The organism is Rhizobium sp. KDH_Rht_773_N (assembly GCF_052946295.1).
The window spans coordinates 4,306,467-4,332,142 of sequence record NZ_CM129525.1 but is presented as its reverse complement, the minus strand read 5'-3'; the positions used below and the strand labels follow the sequence as shown (position 1 = coordinate 4,332,142).

23 protein-coding genes and 1 tRNA gene are annotated in these 25,676 nt (G+C 64.5%); 11 read left to right on the top strand and 13 right to left on the bottom strand.

Translation table 11 applies throughout. The features are described from left to right. The first annotated feature begins 16 nt into the window (after positions 1-16). From ACU8HS_RS21515 to ACU8HS_RS21505, 3 genes are all read left to right on the top strand, one after another. A complete protein-coding gene (locus tag ACU8HS_RS21515) occupies positions 17-997 on the top strand; it encodes a flagellin N-terminal helical domain-containing protein (RefSeq protein ID WP_112567841.1) in 981 nt (326 codons plus the stop codon). A gap of 211 nt (positions 998-1,208) precedes the next feature. Then, a tRNA-Ser gene (locus tag ACU8HS_RS21510) sits at positions 1,209-1,298 on the top strand. Between the two features lie 223 nt (positions 1,299-1,521). Next, the gene (locus tag ACU8HS_RS21505; protein ID WP_447015164.1) at positions 1,522-2,634 is read left to right on the top strand and encodes an NAD(P)/FAD-dependent oxidoreductase; all 1,113 of its coding nucleotides are present in this window, start codon (positions 1,522-1,524) and stop codon (positions 2,632-2,634) included. An 82-nt stretch (positions 2,635-2,716) separates the two neighbouring features. On the opposite strand, the gene ACU8HS_RS21500 is transcribed toward ACU8HS_RS21505, so the two are convergent. Next, a complete protein-coding gene (locus ACU8HS_RS21500) occupies positions 2,717-4,402 on the bottom strand; it encodes a flagellin N-terminal helical domain-containing protein (protein WP_447015163.1) in 1,686 nt (561 codons plus the stop codon). 360 nt (positions 4,403-4,762) lie between these two features. On the opposite strand from ACU8HS_RS21500, the gene ACU8HS_RS21495 reads away from it, so the two are divergent. Further along, on the top strand, positions 4,763-5,017 hold the full coding sequence (locus tag ACU8HS_RS21495) for a GlsB/YeaQ/YmgE family stress response membrane protein (RefSeq protein WP_112567833.1): 255 nt from the start codon (positions 4,763-4,765) through the stop codon (positions 5,015-5,017). 66 nt (positions 5,018-5,083) lie between these two features. On the opposite strand, the gene ACU8HS_RS21490 is transcribed toward ACU8HS_RS21495, so the two are convergent. Then, positions 5,084-5,365 (bottom strand): hypothetical protein, encoded by a 282-nt coding sequence (locus tag ACU8HS_RS21490; protein ID WP_112568271.1) that lies wholly within the window; start codon positions 5,363-5,365, stop codon positions 5,084-5,086. Between the two features lie 217 nt (positions 5,366-5,582). Between ACU8HS_RS21490 and ACU8HS_RS21485 the strand changes: the two genes are divergently transcribed. From ACU8HS_RS21485 to ACU8HS_RS21465, 5 genes are read left to right on the top strand one after another with little or no spacing between them, the layout of a single operon-like run. After that, positions 5,583-7,475 carry a SurA N-terminal domain-containing protein gene (locus tag ACU8HS_RS21485; RefSeq protein ID WP_447015162.1) on the top strand — a complete coding sequence of 631 codons (1,893 nt, stop codon included), beginning with the start codon at positions 5,583-5,585 and terminating at the stop codon, positions 7,473-7,475. Between the two features lie 13 nt (positions 7,476-7,488). Further along, the gene (trpD, locus tag ACU8HS_RS21480) at positions 7,489-8,505 is read left to right on the top strand and encodes an anthranilate phosphoribosyltransferase (protein ID WP_112757751.1); all 1,017 of its coding nucleotides are present in this window, start codon (positions 7,489-7,491) and stop codon (positions 8,503-8,505) included. 9 nt (positions 8,506-8,514) lie between these two features. After that, positions 8,515-9,327 (top strand): indole-3-glycerol phosphate synthase TrpC, encoded by an 813-nt coding sequence (gene trpC / locus ACU8HS_RS21475; protein WP_112758005.1) that lies wholly within the window; start codon positions 8,515-8,517, stop codon positions 9,325-9,327. Between the two features lies 1 nt (position 9,328). Continuing rightward, positions 9,329-9,826: a cyclic pyranopterin monophosphate synthase MoaC gene (gene moaC / locus ACU8HS_RS21470; protein WP_112567825.1), complete on the top strand. Its 498-nt coding sequence runs from the start codon at positions 9,329-9,331 to the stop codon at positions 9,824-9,826. Continuing rightward, complete coding sequence (locus ACU8HS_RS21465; RefSeq protein WP_447015161.1) at positions 9,823-11,046, top strand: molybdopterin molybdotransferase MoeA; 1,224 nt, start codon at positions 9,823-9,825, stop codon at positions 11,044-11,046. The genes moaC and ACU8HS_RS21465 overlap by 4 nt, the downstream gene beginning before the upstream one ends. On the opposite strand, the gene ACU8HS_RS21460 is transcribed toward ACU8HS_RS21465, so the two are convergent. The 3 genes from ACU8HS_RS21460 to ACU8HS_RS21450 all read right to left on the bottom strand — a co-directional run bounded on the left by ACU8HS_RS21460 (position 11,015) and on the right by ACU8HS_RS21450 (position 13,460). After that, positions 11,015-12,256, bottom strand: a complete 1,242-nt coding sequence (locus ACU8HS_RS21460; RefSeq protein WP_447015160.1) for a multidrug effflux MFS transporter — start codon at positions 12,254-12,256, stop codon at positions 11,015-11,017. The genes ACU8HS_RS21465 and ACU8HS_RS21460 overlap by 32 nt on opposite strands. Beyond that, complete coding sequence (locus ACU8HS_RS21455; protein WP_113499089.1) at positions 12,253-12,705, bottom strand: MarR family transcriptional regulator; 453 nt, start codon at positions 12,703-12,705, stop codon at positions 12,253-12,255. Before ACU8HS_RS21455 ends, ACU8HS_RS21460 begins: the two co-directional genes overlap by 4 nt. Positions 12,706-12,797: 92 nt before the next feature. Beyond that, complete coding sequence (locus tag ACU8HS_RS21450; RefSeq protein ID WP_447015159.1) at positions 12,798-13,460, bottom strand: class I SAM-dependent methyltransferase; 663 nt, start codon at positions 13,458-13,460, stop codon at positions 12,798-12,800. Between the two features lie 164 nt (positions 13,461-13,624). Between ACU8HS_RS21450 and ACU8HS_RS21445 the strand changes: the two genes are divergently transcribed. Continuing rightward, the gene (locus tag ACU8HS_RS21445) at positions 13,625-14,407 is read left to right on the top strand and encodes an alpha/beta fold hydrolase (RefSeq protein WP_447015933.1); all 783 of its coding nucleotides are present in this window, start codon (positions 13,625-13,627) and stop codon (positions 14,405-14,407) included. 127 nt (positions 14,408-14,534) lie between these two features. Here ACU8HS_RS21445 and ACU8HS_RS21440 read toward each other — a convergent pair whose 3' ends face one another. The 4 genes from ACU8HS_RS21440 to ACU8HS_RS21425 all read right to left on the bottom strand — a co-directional run bounded on the left by ACU8HS_RS21440 (position 14,535) and on the right by ACU8HS_RS21425 (position 20,211). Beyond that, positions 14,535-16,433, bottom strand: coding sequence for a DEAD/DEAH box helicase (locus ACU8HS_RS21440; RefSeq protein ID WP_112757761.1), 1,899 nt, complete (start codon positions 16,431-16,433; stop codon positions 14,535-14,537). A gap of 98 nt (positions 16,434-16,531) precedes the next feature. Next, complete coding sequence (locus ACU8HS_RS21435) at positions 16,532-18,388, bottom strand: adenylate/guanylate cyclase domain-containing protein (RefSeq protein ID WP_112567815.1); 1,857 nt, start codon at positions 18,386-18,388, stop codon at positions 16,532-16,534. 6 nt (positions 18,389-18,394) lie between these two features. After that, positions 18,395-18,913, bottom strand: a complete 519-nt coding sequence (locus ACU8HS_RS21430) for a FecR domain-containing protein (protein WP_447015932.1) — start codon at positions 18,911-18,913, stop codon at positions 18,395-18,397. 152 nt (positions 18,914-19,065) lie between these two features. Beyond that, positions 19,066-20,211 (bottom strand): citrate/2-methylcitrate synthase, encoded by a 1,146-nt coding sequence (locus ACU8HS_RS21425; RefSeq protein WP_447015158.1) that lies wholly within the window; start codon positions 20,209-20,211, stop codon positions 19,066-19,068. A gap of 84 nt (positions 20,212-20,295) precedes the next feature. Here ACU8HS_RS21425 and ACU8HS_RS21420 point away from each other — a divergent pair, with 84 nt between their 5' ends. After that, the gene (locus ACU8HS_RS21420) at positions 20,296-21,384 is read left to right on the top strand and encodes a citrate synthase/methylcitrate synthase (RefSeq protein WP_112757993.1); all 1,089 of its coding nucleotides are present in this window, start codon (positions 20,296-20,298) and stop codon (positions 21,382-21,384) included. Between the two features lie 48 nt (positions 21,385-21,432). Here the strand turns inward: ACU8HS_RS21420 and ACU8HS_RS21415 are convergent, their stop codons facing one another. The 4 genes from ACU8HS_RS21415 to ACU8HS_RS21400 form a co-directional block, all read right to left on the bottom strand. Beyond that, a complete protein-coding gene (locus tag ACU8HS_RS21415; protein WP_112705560.1) occupies positions 21,433-23,061 on the bottom strand; it encodes a CTP synthase in 1,629 nt (542 codons plus the stop codon). Between the two features lie 141 nt (positions 23,062-23,202). Beyond that, a complete protein-coding gene (gene secG / locus ACU8HS_RS21410) occupies positions 23,203-23,748 on the bottom strand; it encodes a preprotein translocase subunit SecG (RefSeq protein ID WP_113412337.1) in 546 nt (181 codons plus the stop codon). Positions 23,749-23,856: 108 nt separating this feature from the next. After that, positions 23,857-24,627 carry a triose-phosphate isomerase gene (gene tpiA, locus ACU8HS_RS21405; protein ID WP_112757768.1) on the bottom strand — a complete coding sequence of 257 codons (771 nt, stop codon included), beginning with the start codon at positions 24,625-24,627 and terminating at the stop codon, positions 23,857-23,859. 127 nt (positions 24,628-24,754) lie between these two features. Continuing rightward, a complete protein-coding gene (locus ACU8HS_RS21400; protein ID WP_447015157.1) occupies positions 24,755-25,639 on the bottom strand; it encodes an alpha/beta hydrolase in 885 nt (294 codons plus the stop codon). Positions 25,640-25,676: the final 37 nt, after the last annotated feature.

The following is a 25,676-nucleotide window of genomic DNA, read 5'->3' as shown; positions in this document are numbered from 1 at the left end:
CCGATCAAGGCGCCGCATGACATCGATCAATACGAATACATCCGCAATCGCTGCCCTGCAGAGCCTCAGGTCCGTCAACGCAAGCCTGCAGACGACCGAGCGGCATGTCTCGACCGGTTTGCGTGTCGAGAAGGCAGCGGACAACGCCGCCTACTGGTCCGTCGCAACGACCATGCGCTCCGACAACAAGGCGATATCGGCCGTTCAGGATGCGCTCGGCATGAGCAGCGCGGTAGTCGATACCGCCTATACCGCGGTTTCCTCCTCCATCAATGTCATGTCCGAGATCAAGTCGAAGATCGTCGCGGCCCATGAAAAGGGCGTCGACAAGACCAAGATCGACGAGGAACTCACCCAGCTCAAGCAGCAGCTGAGATCGACGATCGAATCCGCATCCTTCAACGGCGAAAGCTGGCTGGTCTGGGATACGGGCGACGATTCCAACGACAAGCAGATCGTCAGCTCCTTCGTGCGCGACGGCAATGGCGGCGTGCAGCTGGCGATGATGACCTATCCCATCAATACGCCGCCGCCGCTCACGGATACGAACGTCCAGTATTTCGTCGATAACGGCGGTTCCGGCGAATACGGAATTCTCTCCAGCGGGGCCTTCGCATTCCAGGCCGGTGCGGCCAAGAACTATATCCTGCTGAAGGGAGCGACCGTACCGGCCTCCTCCGTCGAGATCACCCTCGACAATTCCACGACGACGGCGGAGCTGGAGGATATGCTGAAGACCGTGGAAAGCATGACGAAACAGATGATTGCCGTCGGCGCGACGCTCGGTTCGCTCAGCAAGCGCATCGACATGCAGGCATCCTTCGCCAGGGATCTGAGCGAATCCATAGACAGCGGCATCGGCCGGCTGGTCGACGCCAATATGGAAGAGGAATCCTCCCGCCTCAGCGCCGCCCAGACCCGGCAGCAGCTCGCCGTGCAGTCGCTGTCGATCGCCAACAGCGCGCCGCGCAACATCCTCAACCTCTTCCAGGGCTGAAGATCTCAAGCGACAGCCGAGGCCGGCGCCAGCCGCAACGCCGGGCGATCGGGGCAGTTTATCCGCTCAATTGCCGTTCGACACGTCGGAGCACGTTGACGCTGGAGGGCGAACCGCTATAAAGCCTGCCGAACCGCGATTTGTTGGTCGAGGCAGGCAGTCTTCGTCAAGAACGGACTTCTTCCGGCAATGACCAGCCAGATCAATCGATGGAAGAGTGTCCGAGTGGTTTAAGGAACCGGTCTTGAAAACCGGCGTGCGGGAAACCGCACCGTGGGTTCGAATCCCACCTCTTCCGCCATAAGCTCCTGAAAAAATGCGTGTTCTCACCGTTGGCGGGCCGGATCTGCATCGGCTAATCCGATGGAATCAGTTCAGGCTGCTCTCGCCGAATCCTGTTTCGTTGCCGCTCGGATTTGAGCTAGGCTCGGCCGACGATACCGAGAGCCGGATTGCGTTGTCGGGGCGGGCTGAAATTCGGCCGGAGACCCCTCCCCGCAGCCGGACGACGAGAGGGGAGTTGCATGGCGGAGGTACTGGACCTCGACTGCGTCGTCGTGGGCGGTGGGGTCGTGGGGCTTGCGGTGGCGCGCGAACTTGCCATGGGCGGCCGCGAAGTGGTTCTTCTCGAAGCGGAGCCGACGACCGGCAGCGTCACGTCGGCCCGCAACAGCGAGGTCATCCATGCCGGGCTCTACTATGCCACCGGCAGTTTGAAGGCAGAACTGTGCGTGGCCGGAAAGCACAGGCTCTACGACTATTGCCGGCTGCGAAACGTCCCGCACAGGAATTGCGGCAAGCTTGTCGTTGCCGCAAGCGAGGCGGAACTTGGCTACCTCGAAAAGCTTTCCCGGCAGGCTCGCGCAAATGGCGTGGAAGACTGCTATCTCATCGATGCGGCGGAGCTGACCCGCAGGGAGCCTCAGATCCGAGGCTTCGCAGCGCTCGTCTCTCCCTCGACGGGGCTCATCGACAGTCACGGCCTGATGCAGGCTTACACGGCCGATATCGAGGCCAATGGCGGAGCCGTCGTCTGCAATTCTCCCGTTGTCGAAGGCGAATTGGTTGCGGACAGGGTTCGCCTTTCCGTCGGCGGCCGCGATCCGGCCATAATCGAAGCGCGGCTTGTGGTGAATGCCGCCGGTCTGAACGCATGGGCGCTGTCCGGGAGCCTGCTGGGCCTGAATGCGGGCACGATCCCGCCCCGTCACTATGCCAAGGGATGCTATTTCGCGCTGACGGGCCGCGCGCCCGCGACGCAGCTGATCTACCCGGTTCCCGAACCCGGCGGCCTCGGCGTGCACCTGACACTGGATCTTGCGGGCCAGGCGCGTTTCGGTCCCGACGTGGAATGGGTGGAGGCGATCGATTATGACGTCGATCCGATCCGTGCCGACAAATTCTATTCCGCAATCCGCCGCTACTGGCCCGATCTGGCGGACGGTGCGCTGCAACCTGCCTATGCAGGCATCCGTCCGAAAATCGCCGGACCGGACGCCGGCGGCGGCGGTGATTTCGTGATCCAGGGGCCGCAACAGACGGGTCATCCCGCCTATCTGGCGCTCTACGGAATAGAAAGCCCTGGCCTCACTGCCTCGCTCGCCATGGCGCAGAAGGTGGCGCAGCTTGCCGGATAAGGCAATGCGTTCTTCCAGACCTGCCGGATTGGCGACGATTGAACGGGATGTGTGCCTTCGGCTCGGATGAGGCCGGGCCGTCCTACTGGAACAGCGTGAGCACGTTCTGCGGCGCGCCATTGGCGATCCACAGCGATTGCCGGGCGAGCTGCTGCTGGGTCTGCAGGGCCGTCAGCCGCGAGGATTCCTCTTCCATGTCGGCATCGACAAGCCGCCCGATGCCGCTTGCGACGGAATCCTGCAGGGTATCGACGAAATCGTCCTGCATGTTGAGGCGCTTGCCGATATCGCCCAGATAGCTCGCGGCCCGGATGACCTTCTGATCCATCATGTCGATGCCGCCGATGTAGTTCTGCAGGTCGTTGGCGGGGTTTGTGATATCGATGCCGGTAATGTCGAAATTGGGGGCAAAGCCGATATTGTCGCTGACGCCGAACAGATGAATTGCCGATCGGGTTGCCCCCTTGTCGGGATAGAGCGCCGGATCCGCCTGAAGGACGATATCGGCGCCTGCCGCGGCAACCTGCACGCCGCTTCCGGCAAGCACGGCGCTCAGCACGCGCGCATAGTCGCCGGCGGTATTGATCTTCCCGTCACTGGTGCCGAGGACGCTATCGACGAGGTTTCGGTCGATGGTCACGTTTTTCACAGGCCCGCTGTTGGCCTGCACGCTGAAGGAAAACTTGACGTCGCGATGAACGAAGAAGGGACCGGCAAATGTGAACGGATAGCTCGCGACCGTACCGTCCTGCCGTTGGGCCGGCGGAGCGCCGAGCCCGAAATTATAGCCGCCGGCAACCGTCGAATTCACGTTCGAAACGACCATGCTCGATTGGCTGGCGCCCGGAATTTCGCCGCTGGTGAAGATGAGTTCCCCCGCGGAGGCAACGACGCCGCCCGGCGACCAGCTCATGTTGGACATGGCCGCGCGGATGACCGCGGCAAGATCGTCGGCGGTGTTGATCATGCCGTTGCTCGTGCCCAGAGTGGAGTCGATCGTGTTCTTGTCGATCGTGACCCTGCGTGTCTCCGCACCGTCGACCGTGAGATCGAAGGTCATGCTGTCCGTTACCGTGAAGGCGGCGGTGCTTGGGTCGGGCAGGAAATTCGGGCCGAAGAACCAGAAGAGACTGAAGCCCCTTTGGCCGGTTCCGACAAAGTCGGCATTTCTCAATCCGCCGATAAGGCCAAGCGATTTCTCGTCGGCCTGCAGCAGCCCTCCCCCGGTCGAGTTGAAAAGCGTCAGCTGCGTCAGGTCGACATCGGTCGTCCCCACGCCGACGCTGCCGTCGGCCCCGCGAAGGAGGGCGGAAACGATGCTCTTGTCATATCTGCTCATCGCATCGAGGCCGGAAATATCGGTGTTCAGCCAGTTCTCGCCGGAGAAGGAGGCTGACCCGGCCGTGGCCACAAGCCTGCCGCTCAGCGCATCGAGTTCCTCCTGGATCTTTGTCCTGTCGGCGCTCTTTTCGGTTGCCGCAATCAGTTTGGCTTTCATGTCGCCGATAATGTCGACGATCGAGGCGAGAGCCGACGAACTCGTATCGACCAGCGCCTCGCCGAGACCCAGCGCGTCGGACACTGCCGAAAGGCTTCTGTTGTCCATGCGCATCGTGGTTGCGACAGACCAATAGGCCGCATTGTCGGACGCCTTCGCGATGCGCAGGCCGCTCGAAACTCTGTCCTGCGTCGAGTAGAGATCCGCCGTCACGGAGCGGAGGGTTTGTAACGCCGCAATGCTGGAGTAATTGGTGTTGATAGAAGACATATGCGGCCTGAAATACGAGAAACAGCAAGGTCGATGAATCAATCTTCTTGAGACTTTGTTAGCCATGAATTGACGTCAGGTTAGGTTAATCCTGCGTAAAGGGAGGCGCGAAATCTCGGATTGTTTTTACCGTTGCCTGTACTTTTATTGGTCTTTCTTGCGCCCGCGCATTTTCATCGAAAAACACTCTTTCCGTGCCGCCGCGAAAGGGTTTGTCGCCTGATATTGCGGATCGCCGCTCGCGCCTTTGCCGCGCCCGACATCCTGCCTATCCCCCGACATCGCTAAGTCGCTGCCCTGGCGGAACTTTTTTCGGTTGTGCGCGTTTAATCCCTCGTTTTTCCCAGGAGGGAGCTTGCTATGGAAAACGAAGGTGTAGGTTGGATTGCAGCCATCATTATCGGCGGTTTCGCCGGATGGCTGGCGGAGAAGTTCATGCACAGCAATATGGGCGTGTTCATGAACATAATACTTGGCATCATAGGCGCGATCGTCGCCAACTGGATTCTCGCTATCCTCAATATCCAGCCGCTGACCGGCTGGCTCGGATACCTGATCACGGGTTTTGTCGGGGCATGTATCCTGATCGCGCTCGGACGCCTCGTCCGCCGCTGACCTGACACGGAAAAGATTGTCGGCAAAGACTGAAAGGCCGGGCGCCACGCGTCCGGCTTTTTTCGTCTACCGGCGGCTGAGAAGGCCGAAGAGATAGGCGACACCCGCCGTAATGGCGATCGCCGTCAATGGCTCTTCACGCACTTTGTCGCGCACGCGCTCGGTCATGACGGAGGCTTCGTCGGCCACTGCGGTCCTGGCGCCCTGCCCGAGCGCGATCACGCTCTCCGAAAGGCGGGCCAGGTCCTCGCGCAGCGCAGCAACCTGCGCGGACAGATCTTCGGCGGCAACTTCCGCCTTGACGCGCGCAGCGGTGGATTCGGCGGAAGCGGTTTTCAGTTCGGCCATGGTCTGCTCCTGTTTGATGGAATGCCGCTTCAACGACATGAAGGCTGGAAAGGTTCCGCAATCCGGCATCTTTTGTCTCTCGCGCAAGCCTCGCGAAGGCGTGTGCGGACCCTGCAAGCTTTTCGTGCGACAAGCCTTCATTTCCGCGCAGCTTTGTTTTATGGAACGACGAATGTCTGCCCTTCCGGGCCAATGATAATGCGAGGTTTGCGTTTCCATGTTCCATCTTCTGAGAAGAGCCGCTCAGACCTGGGTTGCCAAGCTGCTCCTGCTCCTGCTCGTCGCCTCCTTCGGCATCTGGGGCGTGTCGCGCGAGCTGATAAGCGGCGGCAGCAGCACGACGGTCGTCACCGTCGGCGACCAGCATGTGGACGTCAATGAATTCCGCCTCGCCTACCAGCGCCAGGTTGCCCAGATCGGCCAGCAGTTCGGCACGCGCCTGACGCCGGAACAGGCCCGTGCCTGGGGCGTTGAACGGCAGGTGCTCGCCCAGCTTCTGGCCGGCGCCTCGCTGGACCAGCTTGCAGACGATATGGGGCTCGGTCTTTCGGAAGACCGCCTTGCCCAGCTGATCGGTGACGATCCGGCCTTCAAGGCCCTCAACGGCCAGTTCGACCGCTCGCTCTTCACCTCGCGCCTGCGCAATGCCGGCATCCGGGAAGACGACTATATCAAGGATCGCAGCAAGCAGGCCGTGCGCAGCCAGATCATCGAAGCCGTCGCCAACGGCTTCCAGGCGCCGGCGACGCTCGTCAACGCCCTGAAGCTCTACGGCAACGAGAGCCGCAGCGTCGATTACCTGCTGCTGACCAACGCCAATATCGAGCCGATCAAGGCGCCGGCCGACGATGTGCTCTCCAAGTGGTTCGAAGACGCCAAGCAGCGCTATCGCGCGCCGGAATACCGCAAGATCGCCTATCTCAAGCTTCAGCCCGACGATATTGCCGATCCGGCGACCGTCACCGACGACCAGATCAAGGAAGCTTTCGACAAGGCCAAGGCGGCCTATACGACGCCGGAAAGCCGCACGTTGGAACAGCTCACCTTCGCCAGCAAGGATCTCGCCAATGCGGCTGAAAGCGCGCTGAAGACCGGCACGAGCTTCGACCAGCTCGTCACCGACCAGGGCAAGACCGCAGGCGACGTGCTGCTCGGCGAGTTCACCAAGGACAAGGTTCCGGACCAGGCCGTGGCCGACGCCGCCTTCGCGGTGAAGACGGACGGCGGCACCACGGCTGTCGTCGACGGTACCTTCGGCCCGGTCATCCTGCGCGTGACCAACATCAAGCCGGAAACGACCAAGAGCTTCGACGAGGTGAAGGAAGAGCTCCGCAAGCAGCTTTCGCTCGCCAATGCCTCGCAGGAAGTCATCAACGTGCATGACCGGATCGAGGACATGCGCGCCGGCGGCACCTCCCTTGAAGAAATCGCCAGCCAGCTCAAGCTGAAGGCCGTCGTCATCGACGCCGTCGACATGACGGGCGCCGACAAGGACGGCAACCCGGTCAAGGATATCCCGGCCCAGCAGCAGCTTCTGCCGGAGGCCTTCAAGACCGATGTCGGTGCCGATGCCACAGCCATCGCCGTCGGCAATGACGGTTATGTCTGGTTCGACGTGCGCGACGTCATGCCGGAGCGTGAACGTCCGCTTGCCGAGGTGCGTGACAAGGCGGTTCAGGACTGGACGGCCGAGCAGCAGAAGGCCGAGCTTGCCAAGAAGGCGGACGAGCTGAAGGCCGAGGCGCAGAAGGGCACCTCGCTTGCCGATATCGCCGCGCCGCTTGGCATCGCCGTCGAAACCAAGAGCGGCTTTACCCGCTCGACCGACGATCCCGTTCTCGGTCGCGCCGGTATCAACGCCGCCTTCTCCGGCCCCCTCGACACCGTCGCGGCGGCTGTCGGCGCCGATCCGAGCACGCAGATCCTGCTCAAGGTGACAGAGGTCAACGCCGAGCCGACGACCGATGCCTTGAACAACCGCGACCAGCAGATCGCCACCATTGCAAATCAGGCCGGTGATGACATTCTGGATCAGATGGTCAATCTGTTGCAGAGCCAGTACGGCGTAACGGTGAACCAGAACCTCGCCGAACAGGCGACCGTCCGCTAGGGGGAAGCGACGCATGACCGATCTGAAGCCGCTTCTGGCCAAGGCAGCAAGCCGCGAGCCCCTGACCCGTGACGAGGCCCGCCAGGCCTTCGATATCCTGATGTCCGGCCAGGCAACGCCTTCGCAGATCGGCGGCTTCCTGATGGCCCTGCGCGTCCGCGGCGAGACGGTCGACGAGATCGTCGGCGCCGTTACGACGATGCGCTCCAAGATGCTGCGGGTTGTGGCGCCCGCCGACGCGATCGATATCGTCGGCACCGGCGGCGATGCCAGCGGCACCTACAACATCTCGACGCTGGCGGCGCTGATCGTCGCCGGCACGGGTGTTCCGGTCGCCAAGCATGGCAACCGGGCGCTGAGTTCGAAATCCGGCGCCGCCGACAGCCTTGCCGCACTTGGCGTCAACCTCGAAGTCACCCCGGACATGATCTCGCGCTGCATTGCCGAGGCCGGCGTCGGCTTCATGTTCGCGCAGCAGCATCATTCGGCCATGCGCCATGTCGGCCCGACGCGTGTCGAGCTCGGCACGCGCACGATCTTCAACCTGCTTGGCCCGCTCTCCAATCCTGCCGGCGTCAAGCGCCAGCTTCTCGGCGTCTTCGCCCCCCAATGGGTCGTGCCGCTCGCCGAGGTCATGCGCGATCTCGGCTCCGAAAGCGTGTGGGTCGTGCATGGCGACGGTCTCGACGAGATCACCACGACCGGCAAGACCAGCGTCGCAGCGCTCGAGAACGGCCAGATCCGCACTTTCGAACTGTCCCCGGCCGATTTCGGCGTCGCGCCCTGCGTGCTCGCCGACATCAAGGGCGGCGACGGCGTCGTCAATGCGGCCGCGCTCCGCGACGTGCTTGCCGGCGCCAGGAACGCCTACCGCGATATCGCGCTCGCAAATGCCGCCGCCTCGCTCGTCATTGCCGGCAAGGCCGAGACGATCCGTGACGGCATGAAGCTCGCAACGCAATCGCTGGACAGCGGCGCGACGGCCGCCGCACTCGACAAACTCGTCGCCGTTTCCAACGATATCGACTAGGATCGTCTCATGACCGATATCCTGAAGAAGATCGAAGCCTACAAGCGTGAGGAAATCGCTGCCGCCAAGGCAAGGACCCCGCTTGCGGATCTGAAGGCCATGCAGGCCGGCCAGTCGGCGCCGCGCGGCTTCCGCAAGGCGCTCGTCGCCAAGCGTGATGCCGGCGAGATCGGCCTGATCGCCGAGATCAAGAAGGCAAGCCCCTCCAAGGGCCTGATCCGCCCGGATTTCGATCCGCCTGTTCTCGCCAGGGCATACGAGGCCGGTGGTGCGGCCTGTCTTTCGGTGCTGACCGATACGCCGAGCTTCCAGGGTGCGCCGGAATTCCTGACGGCAGCCCGTGCCGCCTGCGCCCTGCCCGCTCTGCGCAAGGATTTCATGTTCGAGACCTATCAGGTCCACGAGGCCCGCGCCTGGGGCGCCGACTGCATCCTGCTCATCATGGCCTCGCTGAGCGACGACGATGCCGAACGTCTGCAGGACGAAGCTTTCTCGCTCGGCATGGACGTGCTGGTCGAAGTTCACGACGCGCCGGAAATGGAGCGGGCACTCAAGCTTTCCTCGCCGCTCGTCGGCATCAACAACCGCAACCTGCGCACTTTCGAGGTCAGCCTGACGGTCAGCGAGACGCTGGCGGCCATGGTTCCGGCAGACAGGCTGCTGGTCGGCGAAAGCGGCATCTTCACCAACGGGGATTGCAAGCGCCTGCAGGCCGCCGGCATCAACACCTTCCTCGTCGGCGAAAGCCTGATGCGCAAGGACGACGTGGCGGCCGCCACCCGCGCGCTGCTCTTTGGCGAAGCCGCCATTGCGGCCGAATGACATGAGCGGCGAAAAGCCCGGCCTTACCCATATCGATGCCGCCGGCGAGGCGCATATGGTCGATGTCTCCGACAAGGCCGAGACCGTGCGCATCGCCACCGCCGAGGGCCATGTGAAGATGGCGCCGGAAACGCTGGCACTGATCCGTGAAGGCAATGCGAAAAAGGGCGATGTCATCGGCACCGCCCGCCTTGCCGGCATCATGGCTGCCAAGCGCACCGCCGATCTCATTCCGCTCTGCCATCCGCTGATGCTGACGAAGGTCACGGTGGAGATCGGGGAAGACGCCGCCCTGCCCGGCCTGCGCGTCACCGCGACCGCCAAGCTCACCGGCAAGACCGGTGTGGAAATGGAAGCGCTGACCGCCGTCTCCGTCGCGTGCCTGACGATCTACGACATGGCCAAGGCCGCCGACAAGGCAATGGAGATCGGCGGCGTCCGCCTGCTCGAAAAATCCGGCGGCAAGTCGGGCGATTTCCGCCATCCGGAGGCAAGATGAACCTTCTACCGGTCGCCGAGGCTCTGAGCCGGCTGCTCTCCAGCGCAAGGCCCGTTACCATGTCGGAAAGGCTGCCGCTGGCAGCCGCCGAAGGCCGCGTCCTGGCCGCCGATCTGACGGCCGGCCTCACGCAGCCGCCCTTCGACGCATCGGCCATGGACGGCTATGCCCTGCGCCGTGAAGACGCGCCGGAGCCGGGCGCCGTGCTCAAGGTCATCGGCACCTCGTCTGCCGGCCACGGTTTTGCCGGAAGCGTCGGCCAGGGCGAGGCTGTGCGCATCTTCACCGGCGCGCCCGTTCCGTCAGGCGCCGACAGCGTCCTGCTGCAGGAAGACGCGGAAAAGATCGAAGGCGGCATCAGGACGAATTTCCCGGTGCGGCAGAGCCAGCATGTGCGCCCGCGCGGCCAGGATTTCACCGAGGGCGAAGTCGTGCTGCCGGCCGGCACCGTGCTCGATTTCTCGCGGCTGACGGTGGCTGCCGGCATGAACCGGCCCGAGGTCGAGGTGCTGGCCCGCCCGCGGATTGCCATCCTCGCGACAGGCGACGAACTGCTGGCGCCGGGAAGCACGCCCGGCCCGTCGCAGATCATCGCCTCCAATACGTTCGGCGTTGCGGCCCTTGCCCGCAGGGCCGGCGCCGATGTGCTCGATCTCGGCATCGTGCCCGATGACAAGGCGCAGATATCGGCGGCAATCGACAGGGCGCGCAGCGCGAGCGTCGATGTGATCGTCACGCTGGGCGGCGCCTCGGTCGGCGACCATGATCTGGTGCAGGCGACGCTGATCGAGGCAGGCATGCAGCTCGATTTCTGGCGCATCGCCATGCGCCCCGGCAAACCGCTGATGGTCGGCACCTTCGGCAAGACACATGTGCTCGGCCTGCCCGGCAATCCCGTTTCCAGCCTCGTCTGTTCGCTGCTCTTCCTCGAGCCGCTGATCCGCAAGCTTGCCTCGCTGCCGCCGGTCCGGCGCGAGGTCATGGCGGAAGCCGGCGTCGCATTGCGCGCCAACGACCACAGGCAGGATTACGTGCGCGCCAGGCTTTCGAAATCGGCGACCGGCGGCTGGCTGGCCGAACCCTTCGACAAGCAGGATTCGTCGATGATGAAGACGTTCGCCTATTCGGACTGCCTCATCATCCGTCCGCCGCATGCGCCGGAACTGCCGGCGGGGGCCGCCTGCCCGGTCATGCTTCTGCGGCCAGATCTGCTCGCCTGACCTTTCCTGACGTGACGGCAATCCAGAAGCAGATCTGCGCCAGCACGCTCGCGCCGAGAATGACGGTCGCTGCCGCAAGGCCCGGATCGCCGCCGATGCCCGAGAGCGCGCTGCAGACGGCTCCAACCGCCATCTGCGTCGATCCGTAAAGACCGGAAGCCGAACCCGTGACCTTCGGATTGACGCTGACGGCCAGCGTCAGCGCGTTTGGCGAGGCAACGCCGGCGCCGATCGTATAGACCATGATCGAGCTCATCATCGGCAGCAGCGTCAAATGGTCCGTTGCCGCCAAGCCGAAAAAGACCAGTGCGGCGCCGATGCTGACGAGATTGGAAATCACCATCAGCCGTTTCATCGCAAACCGGCCGATCAGCCGCGTGGCGATCATGCTGCCGATCCAGTAGCCGAAGATCAGCAGCGCCAGACAGAGACCGACTGCGGTTGCGGGGCGGCCGAGTTCGTTGATGACGATGAAGGGCGCGGATGCCGTAAACGCATACATGGACGTCGTCGCACAGCCGCCGCCGATGGCGTAACCGACAAAGGAGCGCGAGGCGAGCAGGCCGAGATAATCGCGGCTGAGCGACGTCACCGATGCCTCGGCGTTGCGCGCGCCGGTCTCCGGCACCTTGCGCCATGTCAGCAGCAGGTTGACGATGCCGAGCACGCAGAGCGCCACGAAGATCGAACGCCATCCGAGCGTGGCCGCAAGCGCCCCGCCGGCGATCGGTGCAAGGCCCGGCCCGACCGTGACCATGAGGTTCATGATCGCAAGCCGCTTGGCCGTTTCGTCGGGGCTTGACGTGTCGCGCACGATGGCCCGCGCAATGACCAGGCCGGCGCAGCCGCCGAGAGCCTGAAAGAGCCTTGCCGCGATCAGGGCATGCACGCCGGGCGAGACCAGCGCCGCAACGCCTGCCATCGTATAGAGCACGAGCCCGCTCATCAGCACCGGCCGGCGGCCGTAGCGGTCCGATAGCGGGCCGTAGACGAGCTGGCCCACCGCAAGGCCGAAGATATAGAGGCTGACGGTCAGCTGCATCTCGCCGATCGAAGCGCCGAGATCGGCTGCCGCCGCAGGCAGGGCCGGCACGAAAATATGCATGGCGAGCGTGCCGCTGAAGGTGATGAGCCCGAGCAGCCAGATCGGTATGTGAAGCTTTGCGCCAGGCGGCCGGGCTTCAATCATCGGGCCGGGATGCGAATTCACTGTTCTGGCTCCTCGAGCTGTCGGGCAAGCACGTCGCTGATGTGGCCGAGCACGCGCCATGTGGTTTCGATGTCTTCGCGCGGGAGAAGGGCAAGTGCTTCCTCGCGGATGCCCTGCGCCACGCGTTCGACCGCCTCCACGGTCCTGCTGCCCTCCTGCGTCAGCAGGATTTCTTTCGCGCGCCTGTCCTCGCCTTCCCGCCGCTCGACCAGCCCCGCCTTTTCCAGATTGTCGAGCAGCCGCACGACCGAGGAATTGTCGAGCGACAGCGAGGCCGCCAGCGCCTTCTGGTGCATCGGGGTCGGCGATCGGGCGATGCGCAGCAGCGGCAGCCATGTCGCCTCCGTCAGCCCGAAAGGCTGCAGGCGCTGGTTTGCGACCCGGCGCCAGTAGCGCGCGGTCTGGGAGACGAGGCTCCCGAATGAGGTTGTGATCGTATCGTCGGTCATGGGAATATCGATGGGATAGCAATAGATGACATATCATCTATTTAGACGCAAGACCGAAGGCGGATGGCCCGACCGAGGCCATCTGCGGCCTTTCACCTCAAGCGGAACACCGCGCTGGTGGCGGTCGGGCTGCCCCTGGCGCCGCCGAAATCGGCAACGGCATAGTCTGCGATCCGCAGAAGGGAGCCGGTCGGCAGAGGCGCCCTGCCCGGATCGCCGATGAGCACATCGAGACCGGCCGTGCGGCAGCGCCGGAAAAAAGGCAGGACCCGCTCCGCCAGCGCCTCGTCGTAGAACACGTCACCGGCCAGAACCACGTCGGCTGCGGGCGGCGCGCCGTCGATAATGTCGCCGAGCCGGACGTCGATGGAGACCCCATTGGCTGCGGCATTCAGCCGTGCTGCAGCGATCGCTTTCGCATCGATATCCACGGCGAGCACATGCGCTGCTGCGCATTTCATCGCCATGATGGCGACAAGGCCGGAGCCTGTTCCGAGATCGACGACACGTTTGCCGGCGACCTCCTGCGGCTGGTCCAGAAGGTAGCGTGCGAGTACCGCGCCACCTGCCCAGGGATAGGCCCAGTAAGGCGGCATCAGATCGGAGCCGTCGGCCATTGCAAGGCGATAGAGGCCGCTCTTCGGTGTGGCTGTGTGCAGCCGGATACCCGGTATCGACGGTATTTCCGCAAGCGGCAGGTTCGCCCGGATGAAGGCCGTCAGGTCGGGATGGTCATCTGCGGGAGCCGGTCTCATCTGCCGTCGGTCGCTTCTCGTTGCTGCAGACCGATCCGGCCATGCGTGACGCATAATACCTCGCTGGACCTTTGTATAGTTATGGAAGCCCGCCTGCCGGCGTAACTTTCGCCCGCGACGCCGAAGGGCATCGTTCCCATTTCCCGAAGCAGGAGGACTCCATGATGCAACCGATCACCAGACGTTCATTCTCGGCCGCTCTCGTTGCAGGGGCCGCGCTCAGCATGTTTCCGGCCGCCGGCCGGGCCGCCGGCGTAACCAGGGCGAAGAACGTGGTTCTCGTCCATGGCGCCTATGCCGACGCATCCTGCTGGCTGGATGTCATCCCCCGCCTGCAGGCGGCCGGGCTCAATGTCATGGCCGTGCAGAACCCCCTCACCTCTTTTGCAGACGATGTCGAAGCCACAAGGCGCACCCTCGCCCTCATGGACGGGCCGACCGTGCTTGCCGGCCATTCCTATTCCGGCATGATCGTCACCGAAGCCGGTGTCGATCCGAAAGTCACGGCGCTCGTCTATATCGCCGCGCGTGCGCCCGATGCCGGCGAGGATTATACGGCACTCGCCAGGCAGTACCCGACGCCGCCGGCCAGCGCCGGTCTCGTCCACAATGGCGGTTACGCCCAGTTGAATGAGGAGGCTTTCGTCAGGGATTTTGCCGGCGATCTGCCGGTCGCCCGCGCCAAGGCGCTCTATGCCGTGCAGGGCCGCATTTCCGACACGCTGTTCAATGCCAGGACGACCGTTGCCGCCTGGCGCTCCAAGCCGTCATGGTATGCCGTTTCGAAGAACGACCGCACCATCAATCCCGATCTCGAACGCTTCATGGCAAAACGCATGAACGCAACGACGGTGGAACTCGACGCCAGCCACGTTTCGCTGATTTCCCAGCCGCGCGCCGTCGCCAATCTCATCCTCGCAGCAGCCGGTCGAGGCGAGCGCAGCTGAGATCTGCGCTGCGGTTCTGCGGCCGCGACACGTGAAAACAAAGAGCTAAAGCGCGGCACGCGAATCTGAAGGATCGTGACGCGCTTCAGCCGGCCGCATCGCCTTACCGGTGCGGCCGGCGACCGCCTCAGCGGTCTTTCTTCTTGGCGAACTTGCCCTTGCCGCCATCAAACCTGGGGCCATCGAACTTGCCCTTGCCGCCCTCGAATTTGCCGCCCTCGAATTTCGGCTTGCCGGGCTTCTTGGTCCAGGGCCTGTCGTCCTGGCGCTCCGCGCCGGCCGGCCTGTCCTTGTTGAACTTGCCCTTCGGCTTGTCGCCCCGGAAGCGATCGTCGCCGCGCTCTTCGAAGGATTTCTTCGCGTAGGCAGGCTTGCTGAAATCCGGCGTGCCGTTCAGCCTGACCACGCGGATGCCGCGCTCCATCGTCTTGTTGGGGCCGAGCGCACCGAGAAAACCGTCGGCGCTGTCGGCCGCGATTTCCACGAAGGTTTCGTCCGGCTGCATCTTGATCGCGCCGATCTCGCGCTTGGTGAGATTGCCGTTGCGGCACAGCATCGGGATCAGCCAGCGCGGTTCGGCATTCTGTTTGCGGCCGACGGAAACCGAGAACCAGACACTCGGGCCGAAATCGTCGCGCGGCCCCTTCTGCGCCGGTGCGAATTCGCGTGCCTCGCCATTGTCGCGGCGCTTGCGGGCGCGGTCGTCCTGGACGGAAACCTCGATCAGGTCTTCCGGCGCCGACTGGTTGGCGCGGTAGAGGCGCACGAAGGCGGCGGCCAGCGTCTCGGCGCCGTGGCTGGCGATGAGTTTCTGCACCAGATCCTGTTCTTCGTCCTGTGGCCTGTCGGCAAAGATCGGATCGGCCAGCAGCCGCTCGTCGTCCCGCGCCATCACCTCTTCGGCGGAAGGCGGCCGTGCCCAGCTGGCGGCGATGCCGGCATTGTCGAGCAGGCGTTCGGCCTTGCGCCGCACGTTGAGCGGCACGATGAGCGCGCTGACGCCCTTGCGGCCTGCGCGGCCCGTGCGGCCGCTGCGGTGCAGCAGCGTTTCCGGATTGGTCGGCAGGTCGGCATGTACGACGAGATCGAGGCCCGGCAGGTCGATACCGCGCGCCGCCACGTCGGTCGCGATGCAGACGCGCGCACGCCCGTCGCGCATGGCCTGCAGCGCATGGCTGCGCTCGTTCTGCGTCAGCTCGCCCGACAGGGCCACGACATTGAAGTTGCGGTTGTGGAACCGCGCCGTCAGGTGGTTGACGGCCGCGCGCGTCGAACAGAAGACGATCGCATTGCGCGCTTCGTAGTAGCGCAGCACGTTGATGATCGCGTTTTCTCGGTCGCTCGGCGAGACGACGAGCGCGCGATATTCGATATCGACATGCTGCTTTTCTTCCGCCTGCGTGGAAATGCGCACCGCGTCGCGCTGATAGCTCTTGGCGAGCTTGGCGATAGCTGCGGGCACCGTCGCGGAGAACATCAGCGTGCGGCGCTCGTCGGGTGCCGATTCCAGGATGAATTCCAGGTCTTCGCGGAAACCGAGATCAAGCATCTCGTCCGCCTCGTCGAGCACGACAGCCTTGAGATCGGCCATGTCGAGCGCATTGCGGCGGATATGGTCGCACAGGCGCCCCGGCGTGCCGACGACGATATGGGCGCCACGTTCCAGCGCCCGGCGCTCGCTGCGGATATCCATGCCGCCGACGCAGCTGACGATGACGGCGCCGGCCATTTCATAGAGCCATTCCAGCTCGCGCTTGACCTGCAGCGCCAGTTCGCGCGTCGGTGCGATCACCAGGGCAAGCGGGGCGGCCGCCGGCGCAAAGCGCTCGACGCCATCGAGCAGGGTCGGCGCAAGCGCCAGCCCGAAGGCGACGGTCTTGCCCGAGCCGGTCTGCGCGGAAACGAGAGCGTCGGAGGCGGCAAGCGCCGGGTCGAGCATCGCCTTCTGGACAGGAGTGAGCTCGGTGTAGCCGCGCTTCTGCAACGCCTTGGCGATCGCCGGAACGACGCCGTTATATTCAGTCATTTGTTCGATCTTTCGGAGCTGTCAGGCGCGTCAAGCGCCGTAGCCGGACTCGTCCGGCCGAAGAGTTGGGCCGTTCCTACTCGCTCCGGCTGCGATTGTCAAAGTGTCTCGCCACGCCATGTGTAGATGGCGATGCCGCCGGAGCGGCCGCGAAGTTTCGTCTCGAACGGCCCGGTCAGCCGCCCCGTCCGCAATGGAATGGCGTCGGGACCGGCGGCATCGAGCAGGCTGGCGCTGAGCGCAAGCTCGGCACCCCGGCTGGCGGCGACTTCCATGAGGCGCTGCGCGACATTCACGGTATCGCCCGTCGCGGTGATCTGCTGCCGGTCGCCGCTGCCGAGACGCGAGGCGACGATCGTGCCGCAATGGGCGCCGAGCTTGAAGCCGATCTTCCTGCGGCGAAGCTCCGGATGACCGGCAAGGAAGAGGCGGGTGCGCTCCGCCAGCCGTACCGCGCAGGCCGCAGCCCGGGCCGCATCGTCGGCTGCCGGTGCCGGCAGCCCGAACAGCATCATGGCGCCGTCGCCCATGAAGCTCGTGATCGCCCCGCCGTGCTGGCGCGTCTCCTCGTCGATCAGTTCGAAGAAGCTGCTGAGGATCTCCCGCACGGCAGCCGGCCCGACGGCCTCGCTGAGGCCGGTGAAACCCGAGAGGTCGATGAAGACCACGGAGGCGTTCTGCCGCACCGGTTCGGCAAGGAAGGCCGGATCGCGCGCCAGCCATTCGCCGAGACCCGGCGCCTCGATGCGCTGCAGCCGCGCCGACTGGTCGGCGAAGTGCCGCGCGCGGCTGCGGTCGCGCCAGAGTTCGGCAGCGCCGAAAATCAGCGCCGGCGGCAGGCCCGCCGCAATCGGCAGGGCCGCGCTCAGCCAATAGCCGTTCGCAAAGGCCGCGAGGTTGAGCATCGCCCAGACAATGACCGTCAGGCCGATGATGACGAAACCGAGCGCGCTTCTCCGCCACGCGATCAGCGCCACCAGCAGCATGGGCAGGATAACGGCGATGCCGGCATCCGCCTGCCGCACCTTGTGGTCGCGCACCATGCCGTCGCCGGCGATCAGATGGGTAATCGCCGTCGACATGACCTCGACACCCGGCAGAATGGGATCGAACGGCGTCGGGAAGACGTCGCCGCCGCCAGTGACCGTCGCGCCGATCACAACCACCTTGCCGGCAACAGCATCTGCCGGCAGCTTGCCGTCGAGCGCATCGGCTGCGCTGAACGTGCGGATACTGCCTGCCGGTCCGTAGAAGGTGAGCGGCAGGCGCTGGCCGGTATCGGTCGGAATGCGGTGAGCGCCGAGCCGGATGTCGTCCGTCTCGATCAAAGGTTCGGCGCCAAGCGCAATCGAGGCCGTCCGCAGGGGAAAGGCCGCATCCAGCCGGCCGGGTGCGCGCGAAAACAGCGGAATGAAGCGCGGCACGCCGCTCTGGTCCGTTGCGACATTGACGATGCCGAGGGCTGCCGCGTCCTCAAAGCGCGGCTGCGGCAACAGAAGCTGCTGCGCCTCCGGAACCGCCGCCAGCGGATCTTCCGCGTTCGCCGTCACCGGCTGGAGACTTTGCGGAAAGGTTGCCGCGCCGGCAATGATGCTCGGTGTCGCCTTCAAGGCAGCGGCGAGCGCGGCATCCCCCTCCTCCGGCCCGGGATCGACAAGCAGAATGTCCAGCGCCAGCGCCTTCGGCTGCAGCGTGCCGATGGATGTCACGAGGTTGGCGAGCGTGGCGCGGCTCAGCGGGTAGCCGTGCGCTGCCGCCGTGCGGTCATCGATCGCGATGATGGAAACGATGTCGGGCGGCGTGCGAACCCCGGCGATCGTGCTGCGCAGGTCGGCCAGCGTCGCTTCCATTCGCTCCAGCGGGTCGAAGCCCGGCCGAAGGTGAAAATAGCCGAGCATCGCGCCCCACAGACCGGCGAGCAGCAGTGCGGTCACGGTCTGGAAGCGATGGTTCATGGTGTCTTACTGGCCGAGGCGTGCAAGAAGTGCCGCAGCGCGTTCGCCGGGCCAGGTGCGCACCGTCAGCGGCTCCGTCCCCCGCTCGACATCGACGCCCTCGCCTGGACCCAGCACCACTGCGGCGCCAGCCGGACGACGCACGCCGACGCGGCCGCGGGTGACGAGTACGGATGTCGTGCCGCTTTTGACGTCGACGGCCCATTGCGTGCCCCGCACGGCGGCGATCGCCTGTGGCGTCACCACCTGGAAGCCACCGCGATGTTGGGCGCTGTCGACATCGACGAGCACGGCCTTGCTGCGCAGGGACAATGAATCCGGGCTGCCGTCGCGATTGCGGTCGGTCAGCCTGAAGGATGCCCCGCGTTCGGCGGTGATGCTGACGCCGCCCGGGCAACGGAAAACCTGGTTGCCGTTCGCCGCTCGCGAGATCGCACATCCGGCAGACTGGGCATTGGCTGCGCCCTCAGGCAGCAGGCCGATGATCAGCACAGCCGAAAACAGGCTGCGGGAGAATGCTGGCATGGCTTTCATGATCCGCCCCTCGTGACCGTCAGGTGCATTTCTGAATGCGCCGGATGGCCCATACTAACGCATGTCGCGCAAAAGTGTGCAGCGGTTTTGCAATCACGATCCCTATGCAAAAACTGGAAGTTGCGCAAGCCACCCGGAGAGCTTCAGCGTTCGGGGCCGGCCGGTGACGGACCGAAATAACGGGCACGCGGGCGGATCAGATGGCCGCTCTCGATCTGCTCCATCGCATGGGCGAGCCAGCCCGCCGTGCGTGCCAGCGCGAAGATGATGATCGGCGCCTCCTCGGGCAGACCGAAGGCCGCGGTCATGGCCGCTAGCGCGAAATCGACATTGACCTTCTCTCCCACCATCTCTTCTCCGGCCCGCTGCACGTCAAGGAAGACGGCCGGCATGTCGAAGGTCGAGAGCAGCACCTTGGCCCTTACGTCGCCGTCAGGATAAAGCTGGTGCCCGAAAGCGGCCGGCTTGCTTCCCCGCAGCAGCAGGCGGCGGATCGCCTGTTCGGCGCCAATGGTTGCGGCGGCCTCGGCAAGGGCATCGACGCCGCGCCAGGCCGAGCCATGCAGCGGCCCGGTCAGCGTCGCAAGGCCCGACAGAACGGCGGCAGTCAGCGACGCGCCCGTCGAAACCGTGACCCGCACCGCGAAGGTGGAAGCGTTGAGTTCGTGATCGGCGAGCATGACAAGCGCGATCCGCAGGCAATCGGCGGCCTCGGGCCTGCCCCAGCACATGGCCAGGCGATGATGCAGGGGATGGTCCGCAGACCCTGGTGCCAACACGTCCGCAACGGCTGAAAGCACATTGCATGCCTCCGCCTGCAGGGCTGAGCGCGCACGCCCGAGCGACGGCAGGTCGGTGCCCGCCCGCCCGGCCAGCGCCAGAAGCGCTGCCTGGATGGAAGGCGAAGCCGGCTCCGGCGAAGCGTTCGGTGGGCAGGAAAAATTTTGCGCGTCCCACAGCAGGCGCGCCGTCTCTTCCAGCGTCGCATGAGCGGAGAGCGCCGCTGCGTCCTGCCCCCGATAGAGCAATCGTCCGGCCACGATGGTCGAGATCGACGAGGCCAGCACCGGATCGCCCCAACGGATCGCCTCGGCGGCGACCGTCTCGCTCTTGCGCCGGCCGGCATGGCGCTCGGCAAGCCGCTTGACGTCGCTTTCCTGGTAGAGGCTGCGGCGCGGATCGGCCGGGTCGGCCTTGGCGCGGATGCGGCCGCGGCTGACATTGGCATAGAGCGTCTGCGGCTTGGTGCCGAGTTCGGCCAGTGCTTCCTCTGCCGTCAACCAGGTCATGGCTGCCTCATGTTGATCGATTGCATCAAGATTGACGTCAATCAAACTAGGACAGATCTTTGATCCGGTAAAGGAGAAAGACCCATGAAAAACGGTTTGGAAGATGTCATTGCCGCTGAAACCCAGCTCTCGGATGTCGACGGCGAAGCCGGCCGGCTGATCATCCGCGGCGTATCGCTGGATCATCTGGCCGGGCGCAGCACCTATGAGGATGTCGCCGCCCTGCTGCTGGACGGCCTGATCGAGCCGCATCTCGACGCGGGCGAATTGCGCCGCCGGCTCGGCGAAGCGCGAACGGAGGTCTTCGTCCAGGTGGAGGCTGCCGACTCGCGCCTGCTGGCGCTGCCGCCCGTCGATGCCATGCGCGCGCTCCTCGCCCGCCTGCCCGATGGCGAGGATATCGATACCGCACTTCGCCTGCTCGCAGCCCCTGCCGTCTTCCTGCCCGCGGTGCTGCGCCTGCAACGCGGCCAAAAGCCGGTCAGGCCCGATGCCGGCCTGCCGCAGTCGGCCGATATCCTGCGCATGCTCTCGGGCGCGGTAGCGAGCGCCGAGCAGGCCGCAGCCCTCGACACCTATCTCGTGACCATATCGGATCATGGCCTCAACGCCTCGACCTTCGCCTCGCGCGTCATCGCCTCCACCCGCGCCGGCCTTACATCCTCGGTTCTGGCGGCGATCAGCGCCCTCAAGGGGCCGCTGCACGGCGGCGCCCCGGGACCGGTGCTCGACATGCTCGACGGTATCGGCAGCCAGGCCAATGCCGGTCCCTGGCTGCGGTCCGCGCTCGATCGCGGCGAACGGCTGATGGGTTTCGGCCATCGTATCTACCGCGTGCGCGATCCGCGTGCCGACGCCCTGAAAAACGCGCTGAAGCCGCTCGTCACTGCCGGCCAGGTCGATGCCGCCAGGATCGCGCTGGCCGAAGCCGTGGAGCAGGCCGCGCTCGCCATTCTCAAGGAACGCAAGCCCGACCGGCCGCTGGATGTGAACGTGGAATTCTATACCGCGCTGCTGCTGGAAAGCCTCGGCTTTCCGCGCGAAGCCTTCACCGGCGTCTTCGCCATTGGCCGCACCGTCGGCTGGATTGCGCATGCCCGCGAACAGGCTTTGGAAGGTCGCCTCATCCGCCCGCGCTCCGTCTATGTCGGGCCGCTGCCGGAAGCGGCGTGACGGAAAGAGAAAGGCCGCTCCCTCCCCCCGGAGGAAGCGGCCGATATTTCAGACCAGCCGGCTCTGTTCCGTCGCCGCTTCGATGAAGCTTGCAAAGAGCGGATGCGGGTCGAGCGGGCGGGATTTCAGTTCCGGATGGTACTGAACGCCGATGAACCACGGATGGTCAGGATATTCGACCGTCTCCGGCAGCACGCCGTCAGGCGACATGCCGGAGAAGACCAGGCCGCAATCCTCCAGCCGGTCCTTGTAGTCGATATTGACTTCGTAGCGGTGGCGGTGACGCTCGGAAATATCGGTCGAGCCGTAGATCTCCGAAATCTTCGTGCCCTTCTTCAGCGCCGCCTTGTAGGCGCCAAGGCGCATCGTGCCGCCGAGATCGCCCGATGCCGTGCGCTTCTGCAGCTCGTTGCCCTTGACCCATTCGGTCATCAGGCCGACGACCGGCTCCGGCGTCGGGCCGAATTCGGTGGAAGAAGCGTTGGGAACGTCGGCGAGATTGCGCGCCGCCTCGATGACGGCCATCTGCATGCCGAAACAGATGCCGAAATACGGCACCTTGCGCTCGCGGGCAAAACGCGCCGCATGGATCTTGCCTTCCGAACCGCGCTCGCCGAAGCCGCCGGGGACCAGAATGCCGTGGACCTTTTCGAGGTAAGGCGCCGGATCTTCCTTTTCGAAGACTTCCGACTCGATCCATTCGAGCTTGACCTTGACGCGGTTGGCGATGCCGCCGTGATGCAGCGCTTCGATCAGCGACTTATAGGCATCTTTGAGGCCGGTATATTTGCCGACGATCGCGATCGTCACCTCGCCTTCCGGCGTGCGGATACGGTTGCAGACCTCTTCCCACTGGTCGAGGCGCGGCTTGGGCGCCGGCTCGATGCCGAAGGCGGCCAGCACTTCGTCGTCGAGGCCTTCCTTGTGATAGGCCATCGGCACGTCGTAGATATTGGCAACGTCGAGCGCCTGGATGACGGCGGACGGGCGCACGTTGCAGAACAGCGACAGCTTGCGGCGTTCGGCCTCCGGGATTTCCCGGTCGGCGCGCACCAGCAGAATGTCGGGGTGAATGCCGAGCGCCTGCAGCTCCTTGACGGAATGCTGCGTCGGCTTGGTCTTCAATTCGCCCGCTGCCGGAATATACGGCATCAGCGTCAGGTGGACGTAGATCGCGGTGCCGCGCGGCAGGTCGTTGCCGAGCTGGCGGATCGCCTCCATGAAGGGCATCGCCTCGATATCGCCGACCGTGCCGCCGATCTCGCAGATGACGAAATCGTAGTCGTCATTGCCTTCGGTGACGAAGTCCTTGATCTCGTTGGTGACGTGCGGAATGACCTGGACGGTCGCGCCGAGATAGTCGCCGCGGCGTTCCTTGTCGATGATGTTCTTGTAGATGCGGCCGGTGGTGATGTTGTCGGTCTTGGTCGCCGAGCGGCCGGTGAAGCGCTCGTAGTGGCCGAGATCGAGGTCGGTTTCCGCGCCGTCGTCGGTGACGAAGACTTCGCCGTGCTGGGTCGGGCTCATCGTGCCCGGATCCACGTTCAGATAGGGGTCGAGTTTGCGAAGCCGCACCCGATAACCACGGGCCTGCAACAACGCTCCGAGAGCTGCGGCCGCAATTCCTTTTCCGAGGGAAGAAACCACGCCGCCAGTGATGAATACGTATCGCGCCATGGGAGTCACCGGATACCTTTTCAAAAACGATTCCACCAGCCCAAAAATTCTTTTCCAGAATTTTTGGCGCCGAGATGAAATCCGGACAAAAGAAAACCGGCAGACCCGAGGGCCTGCCGGCGGTTCATTTTCTGGACCGGCTTATTGTCCCGTGGGGACGCCGGAAGGCTGCGCCGGCGCGGTCGCGGCCGGAGCTTCCGGCTGGGCCGGAGCCGCTGTCGTCGGAGCGGCCGGAGCAGTCGCCGCAGGAGCGTTTGCAGCCGGTGCCTGAGTTGCGGGAGCCTGAGCGGCCGGTGCCTGCGCTGCAGGCGTTGGCGTTGCCGGCGCGGCGGCGCCGCTGTTCGGAATGCCGCTATTGTCGGTCGGCTGGGCCGGAGCGGGCGTGTTGCCGCCGCCAAGCGAATCGAGAATGCCGTTGCCCTGCCCGCTCGTTGCCGGAATGCGGTCGAGAATATCGGTCGGGCGGCTTTCGTAACGGGTCAGGATGCCGAGGCCGAGCGAGGTGAGGAAGAACAGCGTCGCCAGGATCGCCGTCGTGCGCGTCAGCGCATTGGCCGTGCCGCGGGCCGACATGAAGCCCGATCCGCCGCCGATGCCGAGGCCGCCGCCTTCGGAGCGCTGGATGAGCACGACGCCGACGAGCGCGAGCACGATCATGAGATGGATGACAATCAATACTGTCTGCATGGGTCCAGTCCTGCCCGTCTGAGGACGGACATAAAGTAAAAATCTGGCGGCTCTTTACATGAGGTCATCTGCTATTCCAAGCCCTTCGGCCAGGAATATGCAATCGCTTCAGGCAAGCAGCGTTTCGTATGTGCCGTAGATGGCGAGGAAGTCGCTGGCTTTCAAGCTCGCCCCGCCGATGAGCGCGCCGTCCACATTGTCGACGGCAAGCAGTTCACGCGCATTTGCGGGCTTGACCGAACCGCCATAGAGAATGCGCATCCCCTTGCCCTCGTCGCCGAAACGCAGCACGAGTTCGTCGCGGATGAAGGCATGGACGATTTCCACATCCTTTGCCGTCGGCGTCAGCCCGGTGCCGATCGCCCAGACCGGCTCGTAGGCAATGACGGTATTTTCGGCCGTCGCCTCGTCCGGCAGCGAACCGGAAAGCTGGCGTTTCAGGATATCGAGCGTCTGGTAGGCGTCGCGCTCGTCGCCGGTCTCGCCGATGCAGACGATGGCGGTGAGATCGGCCTGATGGGCGGCCTGCGCCTTGGCCCGCACCATATGGTCGGTTTCGGCATGGTCGATGCGCCGTTCCGAATGGCCGACGATCACATAGGTGCCGTAGCAGTCGGCAATCATCTCGGCCGAAATGTCGCCGGTATGGGCGCCGCTCTGTGCCTGGTGGCAATCCTGCGCGCCGATTGCAAGCGGGCTGTCGGTCGCAAGCGCCGTTGCCACGTAAAGCAGCGTGGCCGGCGGGCAGATCAGGGCTTCGACCTTTTCCGACAGCGGGACCATGACGCCCTGGGCAATCGCCTTGATCTGGTCCAATGAATCGCGCGTGCCGTTCATCTTCCAGTTCCCCGCCACGAGCGGGCGTACGTCAGGTGTCATGCTGCTCCTCCCAAAATCCGCCTGTTCGGGCGGCCTTAGCAAAAGCCTGCAACAAAGGAAAGCGCCGCGCGCATCGTCGGGGGAATATGATCGTTTGAAAGCTCCGCGCGGCGCAAAATCCGTCCGTTCAGGCCGCCAGAATCCAGTTCAGCACCTTTCGCCAGTCGATCATGCGGATCGGCGTGCCGTGATTGCCGTTCTGGAAGAGCGTGAAATGTGCCGGGTATTTCGCCTTGTTGAGTTTCTCGAACAGCGCCTGCTGCTCGGCGGCCGCATAAACGGGGTCGCGGCTGCCATGGGCAAACCAGAGCGGCAGCTTCGCCTTGTAGAACGGGCTCTTCACGAAGTCGGGGTCCGAAACGCCGCTCATGATCAGCATGCCCTTCAGCCGCTTGACGCTATCGGCATCACGCGAGATACCCCAGCAGATCTGGCTGCCCATCGAGGCGCAGCTCAGGATGACCGGGCGGCCGGGAGACTGTGCGCTCGCATAGCGGATCAGCCCGGCGATCGCGGCGACCCCGCTGGCATCGAAGGTCCTGACCGTCGGCGAATAATAGACCCCGCCATTGCCGGCCGTGAGGTTCTTCAGCCGGTTGAAATTGCCGCCGAAGGAATAGTCGTTGGCGCCGAGCCGCCGGTCGCCGTCGCGGCCGTGGATGAAGATCACCGTGAAGGCGGCATTCTCGGCCGGTCCCACCCTGGTGACATCGAGCCTGACGCCGTCGAGCGACAGCGTTTCGTCGGCCTGCATCTTCCTGACGCCAAGCGAGACATATTTCTGCTGGGCGCGTTTTTCCGGGATCTGGTCGCGTCCGTTGATGTCGCGCATCTCGTCGTAATCGATCGCTTCGAAAGCGCCGCCATCGCCCGTCTGCAGCACGGTCTGTTTCGAAAACAGCTCGTCCTTGTAGGGCGGCAAGGCGTCGCCCGCGGCAGCCGTCGCGGCTGCGGACAGGAAAAAGGCCGCAATTGCAGTGATTATGGTGCAATGACTTGTGGACATCGGCATTGAGATGGTTCCCAGAGAGCTGCCGCGACTTGCCATT

Bases quoted from the DNA above. Each gene is read 5' to 3' on its own strand.
- ACU8HS_RS21505 (WP_447015164.1), top strand. From the start codon at position 1,522: ATGGCGGAGGTACTGGACCTCGACTGCGTCGTCGTGGGCGGTGGGGTC.
- ACU8HS_RS21435 (WP_112567815.1), bottom strand. From the start codon at position 18,388: ATGAACCATCGCTTCCAGACCGTGACCGCACTGCTGCTCGCCGGTCTG.
- ACU8HS_RS21495 (WP_112567833.1), top strand. From the start codon at position 4,763: ATGGAAAACGAAGGTGTAGGTTGGATTGCAGCCATCATTATCGGCGGT.
- ACU8HS_RS21500 (WP_447015163.1), bottom strand. From the start codon at position 4,402: ATGTCTTCTATCAACACCAATTACTCCAGCATTGCGGCGTTACAAACC.
- ACU8HS_RS21455 (WP_113499089.1), bottom strand. From the start codon at position 12,705: ATGACCGACGATACGATCACAACCTCATTCGGGAGCCTCGTCTCCCAG.
- ACU8HS_RS21430 (WP_447015932.1), bottom strand. From the start codon at position 18,913: ATGCCAGCATTCTCCCGCAGCCTGTTTTCGGCTGTGCTGATCATCGGC.
- ACU8HS_RS21490 (WP_112568271.1), bottom strand. From the start codon at position 5,365: ATGGCCGAACTGAAAACCGCTTCCGCCGAATCCACCGCTGCGCGCGTC.
- ACU8HS_RS21485 (WP_447015162.1), top strand. From the start codon at position 5,583: ATGTTCCATCTTCTGAGAAGAGCCGCTCAGACCTGGGTTGCCAAGCTG.
- ACU8HS_RS21465 (WP_447015161.1), top strand. From the start codon at position 9,823: ATGAACCTTCTACCGGTCGCCGAGGCTCTGAGCCGGCTGCTCTCCAGC.
- ACU8HS_RS21440 (WP_112757761.1), bottom strand. From the start codon at position 16,433: ATGACTGAATATAACGGCGTCGTTCCGGCGATCGCCAAGGCGTTGCAG.
- trpD (WP_112757751.1), top strand. From the start codon at position 7,489: ATGACCGATCTGAAGCCGCTTCTGGCCAAGGCAGCAAGCCGCGAGCCC.
- trpC (WP_112758005.1), top strand. From the start codon at position 8,515: ATGACCGATATCCTGAAGAAGATCGAAGCCTACAAGCGTGAGGAAATC.
- tpiA (WP_112757768.1), bottom strand. From the start codon at position 24,627: ATGACACCTGACGTACGCCCGCTCGTGGCGGGGAACTGGAAGATGAAC.
- ACU8HS_RS21445 (WP_447015933.1), top strand. From the start codon at position 13,625: ATGCAACCGATCACCAGACGTTCATTCTCGGCCGCTCTCGTTGCAGGG.
- ACU8HS_RS21450 (WP_447015159.1), bottom strand. From the start codon at position 13,460: ATGAGACCGGCTCCCGCAGATGACCATCCCGACCTGACGGCCTTCATC.
- ACU8HS_RS21420 (WP_112757993.1), top strand. From the start codon at position 20,296: ATGAAAAACGGTTTGGAAGATGTCATTGCCGCTGAAACCCAGCTCTCG.
- secG (WP_113412337.1), bottom strand. From the start codon at position 23,748: ATGCAGACAGTATTGATTGTCATCCATCTCATGATCGTGCTCGCGCTC.
- moaC (WP_112567825.1), top strand. From the start codon at position 9,329: ATGAGCGGCGAAAAGCCCGGCCTTACCCATATCGATGCCGCCGGCGAG.
- ACU8HS_RS21415 (WP_112705560.1), bottom strand. From the start codon at position 23,061: ATGGCGCGATACGTATTCATCACTGGCGGCGTGGTTTCTTCCCTCGGA.
- ACU8HS_RS21400 (WP_447015157.1), bottom strand. From the start codon at position 25,639: ATGCCGATGTCCACAAGTCATTGCACCATAATCACTGCAATTGCGGCC.
- ACU8HS_RS21515 (WP_112567841.1), top strand. From the start codon at position 17: ATGACATCGATCAATACGAATACATCCGCAATCGCTGCCCTGCAGAGC.
- ACU8HS_RS21425 (WP_447015158.1), bottom strand. From the start codon at position 20,211: ATGACCTGGTTGACGGCAGAGGAAGCACTGGCCGAACTCGGCACCAAG.